Annotated in this window: 15 protein-coding genes; 9 read left to right on the top strand and 6 right to left on the bottom strand. The window is 67.5% G+C overall.

Translation table 11 applies throughout. From position 1 onward, the window contains the following. The first annotated feature begins 3 nt into the window (after positions 1–3). Together QNJ30_00250 and QNJ30_00245 are read left to right on the top strand one after the other, a co-directional pair. Positions 4–879: a pirin family protein gene (locus tag QNJ30_00250; protein ID MDJ0941866.1), complete on the top strand. Its 876-nt coding sequence runs from the start codon at positions 4–6 to the stop codon at positions 877–879. 89 nt (positions 880–968) lie between these two features. Beyond that, positions 969–1964 (top strand): 2OG-Fe(II) oxygenase, encoded by a 996-nt coding sequence (locus tag QNJ30_00245; GenBank protein ID MDJ0941865.1) that lies wholly within the window; start codon positions 969–971, stop codon positions 1962–1964. 23 nt (positions 1965–1987) lie between these two features. On the opposite strand, the gene QNJ30_00240 is transcribed toward QNJ30_00245, so the two are convergent. Then, positions 1988–3115, bottom strand: coding sequence for an FAD-binding oxidoreductase (locus QNJ30_00240; protein MDJ0941864.1), 1128 nt, complete (start codon positions 3113–3115; stop codon positions 1988–1990). Between the two features lie 183 nt (positions 3116–3298). Here QNJ30_00240 and QNJ30_00235 point away from each other — a divergent pair, with 183 nt between their 5' ends. From QNJ30_00235 to QNJ30_00215, 5 genes are all read left to right on the top strand, one after another. Beyond that, positions 3299–4429, top strand: coding sequence for an alanine racemase (locus QNJ30_00235; protein MDJ0941863.1), 1131 nt, complete (start codon positions 3299–3301; stop codon positions 4427–4429). 130 nt (positions 4430–4559) lie between these two features. Then, positions 4560–5678: an alpha/beta hydrolase gene (locus QNJ30_00230; GenBank protein ID MDJ0941862.1), complete on the top strand. Its 1119-nt coding sequence runs from the start codon at positions 4560–4562 to the stop codon at positions 5676–5678. Between the two features lie 30 nt (positions 5679–5708). After that, entirely contained in the window at positions 5709–6086 is a 378-nt protein-coding gene (locus QNJ30_00225) for a hypothetical protein (GenBank protein MDJ0941861.1), read from the top strand. A gap of 55 nt (positions 6087–6141) precedes the next feature. Continuing rightward, positions 6142–7338, top strand: coding sequence for an alpha/beta fold hydrolase (locus tag QNJ30_00220; protein ID MDJ0941860.1), 1197 nt, complete (start codon positions 6142–6144; stop codon positions 7336–7338). Positions 7339–7368: 30 nt separating this feature from the next. Then, positions 7369–8853, top strand: coding sequence for an alpha/beta hydrolase (locus QNJ30_00215; protein ID MDJ0941859.1), 1485 nt, complete (start codon positions 7369–7371; stop codon positions 8851–8853). On the opposite strand, the gene QNJ30_00210 is transcribed toward QNJ30_00215, so the two are convergent. The 3 genes from QNJ30_00210 to QNJ30_00200 all read right to left on the bottom strand — a co-directional run bounded on the left by QNJ30_00210 (position 8850) and on the right by QNJ30_00200 (position 12620). Continuing rightward, positions 8850–10676: an SLC13 family permease gene (locus QNJ30_00210; protein ID MDJ0941858.1), complete on the bottom strand. Its 1827-nt coding sequence runs from the start codon at positions 10674–10676 to the stop codon at positions 8850–8852. The two genes, QNJ30_00215 and QNJ30_00210, sit on opposite strands and share 4 nt — an antisense overlap. Positions 10677–10791: 115 nt before the next feature. Continuing rightward, positions 10792–12048, bottom strand: a complete 1257-nt coding sequence (locus QNJ30_00205; protein MDJ0941857.1) for a sigma 54-interacting transcriptional regulator — start codon at positions 12046–12048, stop codon at positions 10792–10794. A gap of 17 nt (positions 12049–12065) precedes the next feature. Continuing rightward, complete coding sequence (locus QNJ30_00200; GenBank protein ID MDJ0941856.1) at positions 12066–12620, bottom strand: heme NO-binding domain-containing protein; 555 nt, start codon at positions 12618–12620, stop codon at positions 12066–12068. Between the two features lie 290 nt (positions 12621–12910). On the opposite strand from QNJ30_00200, the gene QNJ30_00195 reads away from it, so the two are divergent. After that, positions 12911–13330, top strand: a complete 420-nt coding sequence (locus QNJ30_00195) for a globin family protein (protein ID MDJ0941855.1) — start codon at positions 12911–12913, stop codon at positions 13328–13330. A gap of 75 nt (positions 13331–13405) precedes the next feature. On the opposite strand, the gene QNJ30_00190 is transcribed toward QNJ30_00195, so the two are convergent. Both QNJ30_00190 and QNJ30_00185 read right to left on the bottom strand, forming a co-directional pair. Then, the gene (locus tag QNJ30_00190) at positions 13406–14167 is read right to left on the bottom strand and encodes a creatininase family protein (protein MDJ0941854.1); all 762 of its coding nucleotides are present in this window, start codon (positions 14165–14167) and stop codon (positions 13406–13408) included. Positions 14168–14238: 71 nt separating this feature from the next. After that, positions 14239–14628: an MAPEG family protein gene (locus tag QNJ30_00185; protein ID MDJ0941853.1), complete on the bottom strand. Its 390-nt coding sequence runs from the start codon at positions 14626–14628 to the stop codon at positions 14239–14241. Between the two features lie 130 nt (positions 14629–14758). Between QNJ30_00185 and QNJ30_00180 the strand changes: the two genes are divergently transcribed. Beyond that, positions 14759–15973 (top strand): ATP-binding protein, encoded by a 1215-nt coding sequence (locus tag QNJ30_00180; protein MDJ0941852.1) that lies wholly within the window; start codon positions 14759–14761, stop codon positions 15971–15973. Positions 15974–16107 lie beyond the last annotated feature (134 nt).

Genomic DNA, 16107 nt, shown 5'->3' with positions numbered 1-16107 from the left:
GGAATGATGGACAATCCCATTGCGATGATCATCGAGCCGCGGTCGCGGGATCTGGGCGGCTTCGAGGTACGACGGATCCTGCCCTTCGCCAAGCGGCGCATGGTCGGACCCTTCGTGTTCTACGATCACCTGGGGCCGGCGGTCTTTGCGGCCGGGAAAGGGATCGACGTGCGGCCCCACCCGCACATCGGCCTGGCGACCGTGACTTACCTCTTCGAGGGCGAACTGATGCACCGCGACAGCCTGGGCTTCGCCCAGCAGGTCCGCCCGGGCGACGTCAACTGGATGACCGCCGGCCGCGGCATCGTGCATTCCGAGCGCAGCAGCCCGGACGCCCGCGACCGGGATCTGACCCTGCACGCCATCCAGTCCTGGGTCGCCCTGCCGCAGAGCCACGAGGAAACCGAGCCGAGCTTCCACCACCACGGGGGCGAGACCCTGCCGGCCCTGGAGATCGACGGTGTCCGGCTGCGCCTCATCGCCGGCAGCGCCTACGGCGAGACCTCGCCGGTGAAGGTCTTTTCGCCGACCTTCTACCTGGCTGCCGAGATGCCGGCCGGGAGTTCCCTGACTCTGCCATCGGAGTACGAAGAGCGAGCGGCCCACGTCGCCGAGGGCGCTGTGACCGTGGCGGGCCGGTCCCTGAAGGTCGGGCAGATGGCGGTATTCGCAGCCGGGGCCGAGGTCGCGCTGAAAGCCGAGACAGAGTCCCGTGTGATGCTGCTGGGCGGCGCAGCGATGGACGGGGAGCGGCACATCTGGTGGAACTTCGTCTCCAGCTCCAAGGAACGCATCGAGCAGGCCAAGGCCGACTGGAAGGAGGGCCGCTTCGATCCCGTGCCGGGGGAGAGCGAGTTCATCCCGCTGCCGGACGACTGAAGAGCGCGGCGGGAGCGCAAACTTCGGACGGAAAGCTCTCCCGCCAAAGGCTATTGTGGCGCACAGGCTTCGCTGCAGGAGTGGTCGCCATGGAAAGTGCGAGAGAGATCGAGGAGACGGCGGAAGACTTCTCCAGCGATACCGCGCGCTGGGCCGCGGTCCAGGCCGGATCAGCAGCGGCGGAGGGCCACTTCTGGACCGCCGTTCGGACCACAGGCATCTATTGCCAGCCCTCCTGCCCGGCCCGCTTGCCGCACCGCGCCAACATCACCTTCTACGACAGCAGGGAGGCGGCCGAGCGGGCCGGCTTCCGGCCCTGCAAGCGCTGCCGCCCCGACCAGGGACCCGACGCCAGGCGCCAGCGAGCCCGCCGGCCGCACCGCATCGGCGAACGGGTCGCGGCCCTCGACTGGGAGCGGATCACCGCCGAGATCGACGACCGGGGCTACGGCCTGACCGGCCCCCTTCTGACCGAGGCCGAATGCCGCGAACTGGCGGCCGTCTACGACGACGACGCGCTCTACCGCAGCACCGTGGTGATGAAGCGGCACGGCTTCGGCTCCGGCGAGTACCGCTATTTCCGCTATCCCCTTCCCGGCCTGGTCGAGGACCTGCGCCAGGCCGCCTACTCCCGCATCGTGCCCCTGGCCAACCGCTGGATGGAGGTCACCGGGCAGGCGCAGCGCTATCCAGAGCAATTGGCGGACTTCCTCGCCGCTTGCCACGCCGCCGGCCAGGAGCGCCCCACGCCGCTGCTCCTGCGCTACGGGACGGGCGACTATAACTGCCTGCACCAGGACCTCTACGGCGACCTGGCCTTCCCGCTGCAGCTCGCCGTCCTGCTCGATCGGCCCGGCATGGACTTCGAGGGCGGCGAGTTCGTCCTGACCGAGCAGCGCCCCCGGATGCAGTCCCGCGCCGAGGTCGTGCCGCTGGTTCGGGGCGAGGCCGTGATCTTCGCCGTCAACGAGCGCCCGGTCCAGGGCGGCCGCGGCCCCTACCGGGTCAAGCTGCGCCACGGCGTCAGCCGCCTGCGCTGCGGCCGCCGCCACACCCTCGGCATCATCTTCCACGACGCGGCCTGACCCCTCACCCGGCGGGAGAGGCTTCAGCTGCGCAGCCGGGTCGGTGCGAGCTCCTCGGCGGTGACGCCTTCGGCGGCGATGTCGGCCGGGAGCGCACCCTCCAGCAACAAGCCGGCGGCAGCGCGGGCGGCGGCGGGGGCGGTCTGGAAGCCGTAGCCGCCCTGGCCGAGCAGCCAGAAGAAGCCCTCGACCCGGTCGTCCATGCCGATCACCAAGGACTTGTCGGCGACGAAGCTGCGCAGGCCCGCCCAGCGGTGGGCCAGGCGGCGCGGCGCCAAGGTGGTCGCCTTTTCCAGGCGGTCCATGACGATCGCGACGTCGAGCTCCTCCGGCTGGGCGTCGCAGGGCGGGCTCGGCGTCTCGTCGGCCGGCGAGGCCAGGATCCGGCCGGCCTCGGACTTGAAGTAGAAGTCCTCCTCGACGTCGGCGACCAGGGGCCAGGGGGCGGGATCGAGGCCGGCCGGCGGATCGAAGGTCACGGCCGTGCGCCGCTTGGGGACCAGGCCGACCGGCGCCGCGCCGGCCAGGGCCGCGAGCTCGTCGCCCCAGGCCCCGGCGGCGTTGATGACCACCGCGGCGTGATAGGTCTCGCCGCCGGCCTCGATCCGCCAGGCCCCGTTTTCGCGGGCCAGTCCGGCGACCTCTGCCTTGAGGCCCAGCTCACCGCCGCGCCGCTTGAAGGCTGCCAGGTAGCCCTGGTGCAGGGCGTGGACGTCGATGTCGCTGGACCCCGGCTCAAGCACCGCGGCGGCGGCATAGCCGGGCCGCAGCACCGGGACCAGGGCTTCGGCCTGGGGACCGTCGAGTTCCTCCAGCGCGGCGGCCTGCGGCTTGACCTCGGCAATGTGCGCGGCGAGGGCCGCGCGCTGGTCCGCCCGGGCGATGAAGAGCAGCGGACGGGGACTCAGCAGGGGCTGGCCCGCGAAAGCCTCCGGCGGCGCTTCGTAGAAGGGCCGGCTGGCCCGGGTCAGCGCCCGAACGCTGGCGTTGCCGTAGGTCTCGATGAACTGGGCGGCCGAGCGGCCGCTGCTGTGGTAGCCGGGCCGGTCCTCGCGCTCCAGCAGGACCACCGTGCCGCCGGCCGCCAGCTCGTACGCCGCCGAGGCGCCGGCGATGCCGCCGCCCACCACCAGGAAATCGCAAGTCTTCATCGCTCGACGCGCCCTCGCCCGATTCCACCGAGCGCAGACTAGCGCCGAAAGGCCCGGGTCGGCGAGACCTCCCGCCGCGCCGCGCCGCGCCCTTGCCGCCCGCTTTCGCTCTATCCCGGCGGTCCAAGTGCGCTATACAGGAGATATGCACCGGGGGATATGCAGCAAACGGGGGAGCCAGCCATGACCCTGGAGTCCCTGGAGACTCCCTGCCTTCTGCTGGACCGCGCCGTGATGGAGGCCAACGCCCGGCGCTTCCTGGAGATCGCGAAGCGGCACGGCGTCACCCTGCGCCCGCACCTCAAGACCGCCAAGTCGATCGAGGTCGCGCGGCGTGTCACCGACCCGGAAGCCGGGGCGCCGATCACGGTTTCGACCCTGGCCGAGGCCGAGTACTTCGCCGGCGCCGGCTTCAAGGACATCCTCTATGCGGTCGGCCTGTCTCCGAACAAGCTGGCCCGGGCCGTGCGGGTCATGCTCGAGTACGGCACAGGGCTGAAGCTGGTCACCGACAACCTCGCTCTGGCCGAGGCGGCGGCGGCCTACGCCGAGGGCGAAGAGGTCGACCTAGAGTTCCTGATCGAGATCGACTGTGGCGACCGCCGCGCCGGTCTGTCGCCGGAGAGCGAGGAGCTGCTGAGCGTCGCTCAGGTTCTCGGCACCTGCCCCAGGATCACCCTGCGCGGGGTGATGACCCACGCCGGCCAGTCCTACGGGACCAAGGACCCGGCCGAGATCGCCAAGATCGCCGAGGAGGAACGGGCCGCGGTGGTCCGGGCGTCGCAGCGCCTGCGCGCTGCCGGCCATGCCGTCGACATCGTCAGCCTCGGCTCGACCCCGACCGTGGCCTTCGCCCAGGACCTGACTGGCGTCACCGAGGTGCGCTGCGGGGTCCACGTCTTCTTCGACCTGGACCAGCTCGGCCGCGGCGTCTGCGGGCCGGACGACCTGGCGCTCTCGGTCCTGGCCAGCGTCATCGGCCACAACCGGGCGGCGGGCACGGTCCTGATCGACGCCGGCGGCCTGGCCCTGTCCAAGGATCTCGGCGCCAATACCTTCCTGCCCGATGCCGGCTTCGGCTACGTCTGCGACGCCGACGGCAAGCGGCTGCCGGGGCTCGCTGTGATCGGCGTCAGCCAGGAGCACGGCCGCATCGCGGTCCCCGATCCGGCCTGGTACGACCGCCTGCCGGTCGGCACCCTGGTCCGCGTCCTGCCCAACCACGCCTGCTTCACCGCCGCCGCCTATCCGGCTTACCAGGTCCTAGAGGACGGCGAGCCGAAGACCGTCTGGACCCGGATCAACGGCTGGTGAAGATGCTAGCATGATGACTCTGCCGGACTGGTGGAAGCGGGAGTAGTCGAAGACCATGTCCGTCTTGAAACGGCCGCTTTGGCTCGCTCTCGGGGCGATCTCGCTACTCGCGCTCGGGATCTGGCTCTACATGGTCGTATTCCTGGACCTGGAATCTGCCTTACGGCGCGCCGAGACCTTCGAGTTTCGGCGCATGACGGTGGCCAAGTTGGCGGAGCAGGGAGACCACCGCTTCTTCTTCGCGACCAATCGTCGTTCGGAGGTCCAGGACGGGTCGGTGGAAGACCGCTTTGGGCGCGAGCGAGAAGACGCAGTGACCTTCGGATCCTATGACACCAGGATTGAGCCGAACTTGGGCATCAGCATGATCATCAATCCCACCGACTGGTTCCAGAACAAGGCGATCAAGTTGCAGGACGCTAAGGTTCTGGAGCGGGCGGCTTTTGTCGAGCAGATGCGAGAGCTGGTCGAAGCATCGCCCTACCGATCCATGTTGATCGTCTTGCACGGGTTCCGGGAGCGCTTCCCCTCGGCCCTTCGCAAGACGGCGTTCCTGGGCCACGTCCTGGACATAAACACCCCGGTACTCCTGTTCGACTGGCCCGGCAACCAGGGCACTTCGCGGGATGGGTATCGGCGCGGCGCGGAAATGGTGGCCAAGGCGTCCGGGGCGGAGCTCGCAACCACGATCGAGCTGATCATCAGCGACATCCAACCCGAACGCCTGTGGCTCATCGCGAACGGCATGGGCGCCCGGGTTGTGGCCGATGCTTTCAGCCTGCTCTACCAGCAGGCGGATATGGCCGACGCGGAAGCCGAATTCGAAGACGTGATCTTGACCGGGCCCGATGTCGATAGCGAGGAGTTCGACCAGCGTTTCAAGCAGGAGCTCCAGGCCCTGGCCGATCATCTGACAGTCTACCTCTCCTCCAACGATCGAGCCCTCCTGCTGAGCCGAATCGTCAACTGGGGACGGCGTCGCGAAGAGACCCCCCTGGGACCGAAACAGCTGGAAGAGGCGATCAACGTTGTGGACATTATGGAACCTGGCGGCGAGCTGATCAATCTGGTGGACGTCACCCCGGTCAACCGCACCCGCAATTTCCACAACTTCGGCCTCGACATGCCGGAGTTCTTCGACGATTTGTTCCTGCGCCTGACCAACCCCGGTCTGCCCCGCAGCCGGCTTCTCTACAAGGTCCTGACGCCCGACGGCAAGACCTACTGGGTTCTCACCCGTGGTCGATAGCGGTCCGTCTCGCGTTGGGAGAAAGCGAAGATGAGATCTGCCATCTCGCTGCTCGGACGTGCGGCTCTGGTTCTCTCTTTCGGCGGTGTCGCCTTCGCACTGGGGGCCGTGGTGATGCACAACCTTGCCGCGCCCAGCAGACCGGAGCTGCAGCTCTGGCACACAGAGAGGCTGGACGCTGAGTTCACGGCCGAACGGGCCGAGGAAATCCGCAGCTTCGAGGACTATCGGCGGCTGGAGGACGCGCTCTTCGCGCAGTTGGACCGGCAGGTCGTCGCGCGGGTCGACACTGGACCGGCCAACGACCTGGTCCGCTACAGCGCCGGCAGCGCCGCCGCCTATCCGGCTTACCAGGTCCTAGAGGACGGCGAACCGAAGACCGTCTGGACCAGGATCAATGGCTGGTGACGCTGCCACCATCAGGACAAGTCAGGACCGGCGGAAGCGGAAGTAGTCGAAGACGATGGCAGTGCTGAAACGGCGGCTGTGGCTCGCTCTGGCGGCGATCTCGCTTCTCGTGCTGGCGCTCGGGATCTGGCTCTACATGGTCGTCTTTCTCGACCTGGAAGCCGCCCTGGAGCGCGCCGAGACCTTCGTGTTCCGACGCATGACGGTCGCCCAGCTGGCCGAGCGGGGAGTCTACAGGTTCTTCTTCGTCACCAATCGTCGTTCGAAGGCCGAGGGCGAAGCGGTGGAGGAGCGCTTCGGCATCGAAGTATCGGATGCGCTCACCTTCGGGTCCTTCGACACGAGGATCAAGCCGACCTTGGGCATCGGCATGATCATCAATCCCACCGAGTGGTTCCAGAACAAGGCCATCAACCTGCAGGACGTGGCGACCGTGGAGCGGGCGGCCTTCGTCGCGCAACTGCGGGATCAGGTCCAGGCATCGCCCTACCGCTCGGTGCTCGTCGTCGTGCACGGCTTCCGGGAGGCCTTCCCCTCGGCCCTGCGCAAGACGGCGTTTCTGGGCCATGTCCTGGATATCAACACCCCGGTGCTGGTCTTCGACTGGCCTGGCAACCAGGGGACCTCGCTGCGCGGCTACCGTCGCGCGCAACGGGTGGCCAAGGAGTCCGGCGCTGAACTTGCCGCCGCCATCGAGATGGTCATCCGCGATGTCCGGCCCGAACGCCTCTGGCTCGTCGCCAACAGCATGGGGGCCCAGGTGGTGACCGACGCCTTCAGCCTGCTGTCGAAGCAGGCGGACCTGGCCGATGCGGAGACCGAGATCGAGCACGTGATCCTGACCGCGCCGGATGTCGACCGGGACGCCTTCGATCAGCGCTTCAAGCGGGAAATCAGCGCCCTCGCCGATCAGTTGACGGTCTACGTCTCCTCGAACGACCGGGCCCTGCTGATGAGCCGCATCGTCAATTGGGGGCGGCGGCGCGGCGAGAGCACCTTGGACGTGGATCAGCTGGAAGAGGCAATCCAGGTCGTGGATCTTATCGAGCCCGACAGCCAGTTGATCACCCTGGTGGACGTCACCCCGGTAAACCGCACACGCAACTTCCATAACTTCAGCCTCGAGACGCCGGAGTTCTTCGACGACCTGTTCCTGCGTTTGACCAACCCGGGTCTGCCCCGCAGCCGGCTGCTGTACAAGGTCGAAACACCGGACGGCAAGCTCTATTGGGTCCTGACCCGTGGCCGATAGCGGTCCATCTCGCGTTCGGAGGAAGCAAGCATGAGATCTGCCCTCTCACTGCTCGGACGTGCGGCACTGGTTCTCTCTTTCGGCGGTGTCGCCTTCGCACTCGGAGCCGTGGTGATGCACAACCTGGTGGCGCCCGGCAGACCGGACCTGCAGCTCTGGCATACCGAGAGGCTGGACGCCGAGTTCACGCTGGATCGGGCGGAGGAGATTCGCAGCTTCGAGGACTATCGGCGGCTTGAGGACGAGCTCTTCGCGCAACTGGAGCGGCAGGTCGTCGCGCGGGTCGACACCGGACCGGCCAACGACCTGGTCCGCTACAGCGCCGGCAGCGCCGCGGACCCGCGGCGCCGCGAGACCAACTGGAACCGCAGCTTCGAGCTCAGCGCAGATCGGCCCGCGGGCGGCGTGCTTCTGCTCCATGGCAGGTCCGATGGGCCCTACAGTCTGCGGGCCATCGGCGAGGCCTTGAACCGACAGGGCTACTGGGTGCTCGGGCTCCGCCTGCCCGGCCACGGGACCATTCCCTCGGGGCTCTTGGCCGCAAGCTGGGAAGACACCACCGCGGCGGTGCGGCTGGGCATGGCGCACCTTGCATCCAAGGTCGGAGACGGCCCGGTCCACATGATCGGCTATTCGACCGGCTCCGCCCTGGCCGTCGAATACGGACTGGACGCCATGGCGGGGGTCGTCGCGCCGCCGCCGGCCAGCCTGACCCTCGTGTCCCCGGCAATCGGCATCAGCCCGTTGGCGACGCTGGCCAAGTGGAAGGCCCGCCTGGCAGCCCTGCCCGGCCTGGAAAGCTTCGCCTGGGCGGACGTCGTGCCGGAGTTCGATCCCTTCAAGTACAACTCCTTCACGACCAATTCCATCGTGCAGGTTCGCCGACTGACGGTCTCCCTCGCCGAGCGCGTCGAGGCCCTGGCGGAGCCCGGGCCGATCGAGGGCTTTCCGCCGACCTTGATCTTCCTGTCGAGCGTCGATGCGACGGTCTCGGTCGACGCCGTGGTCGACAATCTGCTCGAGCACCTGGCGCCTGGCGACCACGAACTCGTCCTCTTCGACATCAACCGCAAGAGCGCCAAGTCGACCCTGCTGATCTCCGACCCGAGCCCGCTGATCGAACGGCTGATGGGGAACGAGAGCCTGCCCTTCGAACTGGTCCTCGTCACCAATATTGACCCGGGGACCGATGCCGTGGTCAGCCGGCGCAAGGCAACGCTTTCGACGGCCTCGGTGACCGAGCCGCTCGGGCTCTCCTGGCCCTTGGGCTTGATCTCGCTGTCCCACGTGGCCCTGCCCTTTCCCCCGGACGATCCCCTCTACGGCCGGCGTGCGCCTGCAGACGGCGAGCTCGTGTTCCTCGGGCAAATCAACCTCCAGGGCGAGCTGGGGCTCCTGCTGTTCTCATCCGACCGCTTGCTGCGCCTGAGGCACAATCCCTTCTACGACTTTCTCGAGAACCGGACGATGGAGTGGCTCGACGAGACCGGTGGCCGGACCCGGACAGGATCCTAAAACGGAAACAGCAGCGGGATCAGCAGGTCGGCGACGACCATGACCAGGAGGGTCATAGGGATGCCGACCTTCGCGAAGTCCTTGAAGGTGTAGCCGCCCGGGGCCACGACCAGGGTGTTCACCGGCGTCGAGACAGGCGTCATGAAGGCCGCGGAAGCCGCCACGGCCACGGTCATCGCGAAGGGATAGGGCGCCACCCCCATGTCGCCGGCAATCCCGATGGCGATGGGCGCCAGGAGCACGGCGGTCGCGGTGTTGGAGATGAACAGCCCCAGAACCGCGGTCATGAGAAAGAGTCCGCTCATCATCACCGTTGGACCGTAGTCGCCGAACAAGGTAACCAGACTGTCAACGATGAGATCCGTCGCCCCGGTGTTCATCAGGGCCGTCGCCAGGGGCAGCATGCCGGCGACCAGGACCAGGCTTGGCCAGTTGATCACCTTGTAGGCGGCTTCCATGGTCAGGCAACGGGCCGCGACCATTGCCAAGGCCGCCATGAGGACGGCGATGGCGTTGGGGATCAGACCCAAGGTCATGGTCGCGATCATCGCGACCAGGATGCCGAGCGCCCAGGGCGCCCGGCGGCGCGCCGGCGCGAAGTCCTCGCGCTCGATGGGCAGGTTGAGCAGGACCATGTCCTTCTTCTCAGCCTGAAGGAGGCCCAGGTCCTTCCACCCGCCGCCGACCAGCAAGGTGTCGCCGACCTCCAGGGCCTCCTCCGCGAAGCTTGCCTCGATCGGCGCGCCGCCGCGGCGGATCGCCAGCACGGTCACGCGATGCCGGGAACGGAACTCGGCGTCCCGGAGGGTCTGGTCGACGAGATTCGAGTCCGGCGAAATCATCACCTCGGCCAAGCCCAGCTCCCGCTGGATGTCCCGGAGCGGGGCGGTCTCCATCGACAGGCGCTCGAGGCCTTGATCGGAAATGAAATGCGCCGCGGCCGCTTCCGTCCCGACCGCATAGACAACGTCGCCGGCCCGAAGCTCCGAATGGGGAAGGACCGGTTTGATCACGTACTGACGCCCCCTGCGACGTTCAATCGCGACGGCGGCGATGTCGAACACCGTGCGCAGCTCGACCGCCCCGACGGCATGGCCGACCAGCGGCGAGCCGGCGGGAACGCGCAGGCGCAGAAAGCGGTCCCTCAATCCATAGCGATCGATCAGGGCTTCGATGGTCATCTCGTCTTGTCGTCCCCGGTCCTCGGGATGGCCGGCCGAGAGCAGCCTGCGACCGATGAGGAGCATGTAGAGCGTGCCGACGACGAGAACGGCAATGCCGATCGGCGTGAAGTCGAAGAAGCCGAAGGGTTCCAGACCTTGCTCCTGCAACTTGGCGCTGACGACCAGGTTCGGCGGCGTCGCGATCAGGGTCATCATGCCGCTGACCAGGGCGGCGAAGGACAGCGGCATCAGGAGGCGGGTCTTGGGGTAGCCGGTCTTGGCCGAGATGCTGAGCACGACCGGCAGGAAGAGCGCGACGATGCCGGTCGAGCTCATGAAGGCACCGACGCAGCCGACCACCAGCATCAGCAAGACGAGCAGGCGCGTCTCGCTGGCGCCGCCGATGCGCATCAGCCATTCGCCGATGGCGAAGGCGATCCCGGTGGTCACCAAGGCCTCGCCGACGATGAAGAGGCCGGCGATCATCAGGATCACCGAATCGCTGAAGCCGGCGAGCGCTTCGCGCAGGGTCACGACCTCGCCGAGAACGAGAGCGAAGACGACCAGCAGGGCCACGACGTCAAGGCGGACCCTGCCGCTGGCGAAGAGCACGATGGCGATGGCGAGCACGCCGAAGACGTAGGCGATATCCGCCGTCACCGTTTTTCTCTCCCTACCCCCGTAACGCCTCGGTCGCGCCGGACAGGCGCAGGATCATGGCACGGCGGGGGATGCCTAGGGAACCTTGTCGCATCGGCTGCGGCCGAGGGCGCCGCTAAGAAGCCTTTGCCCCCTTCAACCCCAGCTTCTCGAGGCGCGCCGCGAGGGTCGTCGGCTTGATGCCGAGCAGAGCCGCGGCACCGTCCTGGCCGTAGATCTTGCCACCCGCTCGCTGCACCGCCGCCATCATGTTGTCCCGCTGCCGGCGCTTCATTTCCGCTTCGGAAACGACCGCCGTAGGATCGCTCGGCGGCGGCGCGCGCGACGGCGCCGGCGCGTCCTGCGACAGCGCAAAGCGCAGGGCACCGCCTTGCGACGTGATGGCCGCCCGCTCGATGATGTTCTGCAGCTCGCGGACGTTGCCGGGCCAGTCGTAGTGCTCGAGCTGACGGAGGTCGTCGGGGGTGAGCCGCGATCGGGGCAGGTTCAGCTTGGCGCAGGCGCGCTCCAGAAAGAGCCCCGCCAGGAGAGGAATGTCGTCCTTGCGCCGGCGCAGGGGTGCGACTTCGATCGGAAAGACGTTCAGGCGGTAATAGAGATCCGGACGAAAGCGGTCGTCGTCCATTTCCCGCGCCAGGTCGCGATTGGTGGCGGCGATGATCCGGACATCGACCTTGCGGGTCTTCGCCTCGCCGACCCGTTCGAACTCGCCCTCCTGCAGCGCACGCAGCAGTTTGCTCTGCAGCGCCTGGGGGATCTCCGAGACCTCGTCGAGGAAGAGCGTGCCGCCGTCGGCCAGCTCGAAGCGGCCCACGCGGTCCCGCACCGCGCCCGTGAAGGCGCCCTTGAGATGGCCGAAGAACTCGCTCTCAAAAAGCTCGCGCGGGATCGACGCGCAGTTGACGCTGACCAGGGGCTGGTCCCTGCGCCGGCTGCCGGCGTGAATGGCGCGCGCGACCAGCTCCTTGCCGGTTCCCGACTCGCCGATGATCAGGACGCTGGCGTCGGTCGGCGCCACGACATCGATCTGCTGCCGCACGTTCCTCAGGGCCAGGCTCTTGCCGACCATGGGCCCCAAGGCCTTTGCGGTCTCGACCTCTTCCTGGAGATAGGCACACTGCTGCTCGACCCGCTTGCGCTCTTCCAGTTCCTCCTGCAGCTCGTCCTTGACCTTCTGGACCTCCTCGATCGAGCGGCGGGCCGTGGCGAGCACGAAGTTCGTCAGCATCTGCAGCTTTTCGGCGGTGTCGTCCTCGCCGTCGATGGTGACCAGGACGTCGAACTGGCCCCCGACGGTCAGGCAGAGCTGGTCGGCGATCTGCTCGATCAGGGCGCGGAGCCTTGCGTCTTCGGCGGTTTCGCGATCCGGCATGATGGGACTCTCCGAGCTTAGGGCATCCAACGAATGCGAATCTCGCATTCGGGGTCGCCACGATGCTGGCATCGCCTCTCCTCGATGTCGGCCTCGTCGCCGTAGTGGGCGATCACCCGGCGCGCCAGGGCGCGGTAGAGCTTGCAGAGGCGATTGGGCGAGCGATAGTGGACGACGAGCTCCTGCTCCAGCTTCTCGAGGCGGAACTTGTCCGTGACCGCCTGGCTGGCCTTCGGATCCCGGAGGCTCGCGGCAAAGCCGCTGTGGATTTCGGGATGGTACTCGAGCAGCGCGCGGGAATCGGCGCACATCCGGTACCAGGCGGGGAAGCGCTTCTGCGTGTCCTGCAGGAAGGCCGCCGCCCAGAGATCGCAGGTCTCCTCCACGCTCAGCGCCAGGACCTCGCCCGCCGCGGCCAGCAGGCGCTGGCATTCCGCGTCCGGATAGGTCTCGCTCATCCGGTAGACCCGTTCCGGCGGCACGCCGGCCCGTCGCTTCACCTCGGCCACGGCGGCCGCGCCGCCCTTGGCCTCGATCGCCTGCAGCATCGGCCTGAACGGGTAGCCCAGCATCGCCGGAGGCTCCTTTCGACGTGCGGTCGGGTGCGACGGTCCCGAAACCGCGCTCCAGACTAGCACAGGACCACGAGATTTTGCGGCCTTGTCCCAAAATAATGTGGAACCGCAAAATTTTGCGGCCGCCTGGCCGATGGCGCCTCGCGAGAAAAGCATTGTGTGTCCGCTTGTTATGAACGCGTTCCGCCTTGGTACGGATCCTGCGTAGCCGTCCCGGTGATCCGGAGTACGAGCCGGAAAGGCTCCGATCCCCGACTTCCATCGACTCGACAGAGGAGACGCCATCCATGACGCGCGAGGAGCTGTATCTGGTCCAAGCCAGCTGGGCGCAAGTCCGCCCGATCTCGACGCAAGCCGCGGAGATGTTCTATCGCCGGCTGTTCGAGGTTTCACCGGAACTGAAGGCCTTGTTCAAAGGCGACATGCGCGCCCAGGGGCAACGCCTGATGAACATGATCGACACCGCGGTCAAGGAACTGCAGCGGTGGGATCAGCTCGTCCCGGCGCTGCAGGCGCTCGGCAGACGCCACGCCGGATACGGCGTCAAGGATGCCGATTACGACGCGGTGGCCGCCGCTCTGATTTGGACGCTGGAAAGAGGACTGGGAGAAGCCTTCACCGAGGAGGTCAGGGCCGCCTGGATCGGCGCCTACACCGCCTTGGCCGACACCATGAAGCGGGCGGCGGCAGAGGCCGCACCGGCGTAAGGCGGGCCCAACTCAACGGGCAAGTGACGCATCCAAGCCTATCTCGCGGTCGGCAGGGCCTGCGCGACCACCGGTCTACGCAGCCCCTGCCCCGTTCGCGACAAATCTCTTGTAGTCGCTCTCCAAGCCGGCGAGGGCGGTTTTGAAGATCTTCTCGCCGGCTTCGGGATTGGCCAGGGCTGGGTTGGAGCCGATGCGGCCGTCCGGGAAGCGGCGGCGGTAGTCCTCGGCGTCGTAGATCGGTCCGACCGGCGCCTTGCCCGGAGTCATCTCCGCCGTCTTGATGCTGTCCGGATAGGCGTACTGGGTCAGTGAGATCTCGGAGCAGGTGGCGTGGCCGCCGTCCTGATCGCCGAAGAGCTGGTCGCAGAGCGCCTTGACCCCCGGCGCGTCCCACCAGTTGGTCAGCTTGCAGCGGATCGAGGGCCGGTTGTGCGGGCCGGGCTGCAGGCTGGTCTGGGCGTAGATCTCCGAGAAGGCGGCGCTGACCGTGGCGATGTTGCCGCCGTGGCCGTTGAGGAAATAGAAGGAGTCGAAGCCGTGGCGGACCAGCGAGTTCACCGTGTCCTGCAGCACCGCCAGCAGGGTCGAGGGCCTGAGGGTGATCGATCCGGGAAAGCCCAGATGATGCTGGGCCATGCCCACCGAGATGGTCGGCGCGACCAGCGCCTCCAGCTTCTCGCCGAGGGTCTGGCCGAGGGCCTCCGGGCAGAGCGCGTCGGTCCCGATCAGGCCGTTGGGGCCGTGCTGCTCGGTCGAGCCGATGGGGACGATGATCGCGCGGCTGCGCTCGAGATAGGCCTCGACCTCCTGCCAGGTGCAGAACCTCAACTCCATGGAACCCCTCCTCCCTTGAAATCCGGCGGCATGATAGCACCGGGCCCGGCGCGGCCCAGCAGAGTTTGCCGCTACCAGAGCAGCAGCACGCCGGCCAGGTTGGCGAGGCTCCCAAGCGCGATGGCCGCGAAGGTCAGGGCCATGCCGGCGACGCGGAAGCGGATGTTCTCCGGCTCGCGCGCGACCCCGAAGGCGTGCAGCAGGCGGCCGCAGATCAGCAGCAGCCCGAGACCGTGGAGCAGCCAGACGGCATGGCCCTGCAGCTCGGCCAGGGCGAGCAGCACCAGGCCGATCGGGGCGTATTCGACGAAGTTGGCTTGGACCCGCATGGCGCGCTGGATCTGCGGCTCGCCGGCATCGCCCAGGGCGACCTTGAAACGCTGCCGTTGTTGGATCACGCGTCGCGAAAGCAGGATCAGCAGCAGGCCGCAGAGCGCGGCGTAGAGCGGCGTGACGGTCATGCGGGGGCTCTCCGGGACTGTGGAAGGGTTTACGCCCGATCCGGCGCTGCGGATGATCTTGCCGCTTGCATCGGAGGGCAAGACGTTCTTGTTTCGCTCCGATCGAAACCCAGGGGACGGACGTCACCTCATGCGAGCCTTCCTACGGCAGCTCCTTGCGCCGCAGCCGCAAGAGATCGACACCCTGATCCTCTCGGAGATGGGCCGGGGGTCGATGGAGTCCTTCCGCGTCCATACCCGCGACCTGCCCGCCTACCGCTACGTCGACCTTTTCCGCGCGATCGAGGCCTACACCGGAGAGCACTACCGGGTGCGGGCGGTCAGCTCGGAGCACAACGAGCCCCTCAACGCCCTGCTTCACGGCAAGAGGCCGCGCTTTGTCAACCGCCGGATCCAGAGATCTGGAACCGTCCCCTGGCCCGCCGGCCCCGACGAGGAAGCCTACCTCCCGGTCGACCAGTTCTGGCTCTGCCGGGCGCGGGAGGGCGATTCCCGGGGCGAGCTGGTCCTGCGCCTGCGCTACAACGCCTACGGGGAGACGGCGATCCTCGAGGCGGCGGCGGAGAGCCCGGATCTGGGCGAGGCCTGCCTGAAGGAGATCCTGGACCTCAGCCTGGCGGGCTCGATCTATCGCAACCACGTCCTGGAGCTGGCCTTCGAGAGCGGCACCAAGGACGAGTACGGCGACGTCGAGAAGCCCGAGCGCTTCCGGATCCTGTTCAAGGCCCACGAGCCGCTGGGGGACCGCGACGTCGTCATCGACGAAGACGTGCGGCAGATCCTGCGCCGCAACGTCATCGACCTGCACCTGCGGCGCGACATCCTGAAGGCCAACCGGGTCCCGGTGCGGCGCGGCGTCCTGCTCTACGGCCCGCCCGGCACCGGTAAAACCTTCGCCTGCCGCTACCTTTGCAGCAAGCTGACTGAGACGACCCGGATCATCGTTACCGGCACGGCTCTGCTCAAGGTCAGCGCGGTCTTCAGCTTCGCCCGCATGCTCCAGCCGGCGCTGGTCATCCTGGAGGACGTCGACCTGGTCTTCGCCGCACGCGAGATCAACCTCTACAGCTCGGTGCTGGGCGATCTGCTGGACCAGATGGACGGCCTGCGGCCCTTCGAGGACATCGGCATCGTGCTGACCACCAACTCCATCGACCGCATGGAAGCTGCGATCAAGGATCGGCCGGGCCGGATCAGTCAGTGCATCTTCTTCGGACCGCCGGACGCCGAGCTCCGCAAGCGCTACCTCGAACACTACCTGCGTCACCACGCGACCGGGGCGCTGGAGTTCGGGAGGCTGGTCATGCGCTCCGAGGGTGCGACCCAGGCCTTCCTCAAGGAATGAGTCCATCGGGCGATACAGATCGGCTGCGAACGCCTGGAGGACGCGGAGACGCGCGTCGAGCTGCAACACGGCGACTTCGACGCCGCCTTCGAGGAAATGCAACGCTTCAGCGAAGGCTCGACCGGCCAGATCAT

Source organism: Kiloniellales bacterium (genome assembly GCA_030066685.1).
Taxonomy (GTDB): Bacteria; Pseudomonadota; Alphaproteobacteria; order Kiloniellales; family JAKSBE01; genus JAKSBE01.
Note: the sequence above shows the minus strand (reverse complement) of the source record. Positions and strands in the feature narration are given on the sequence as shown.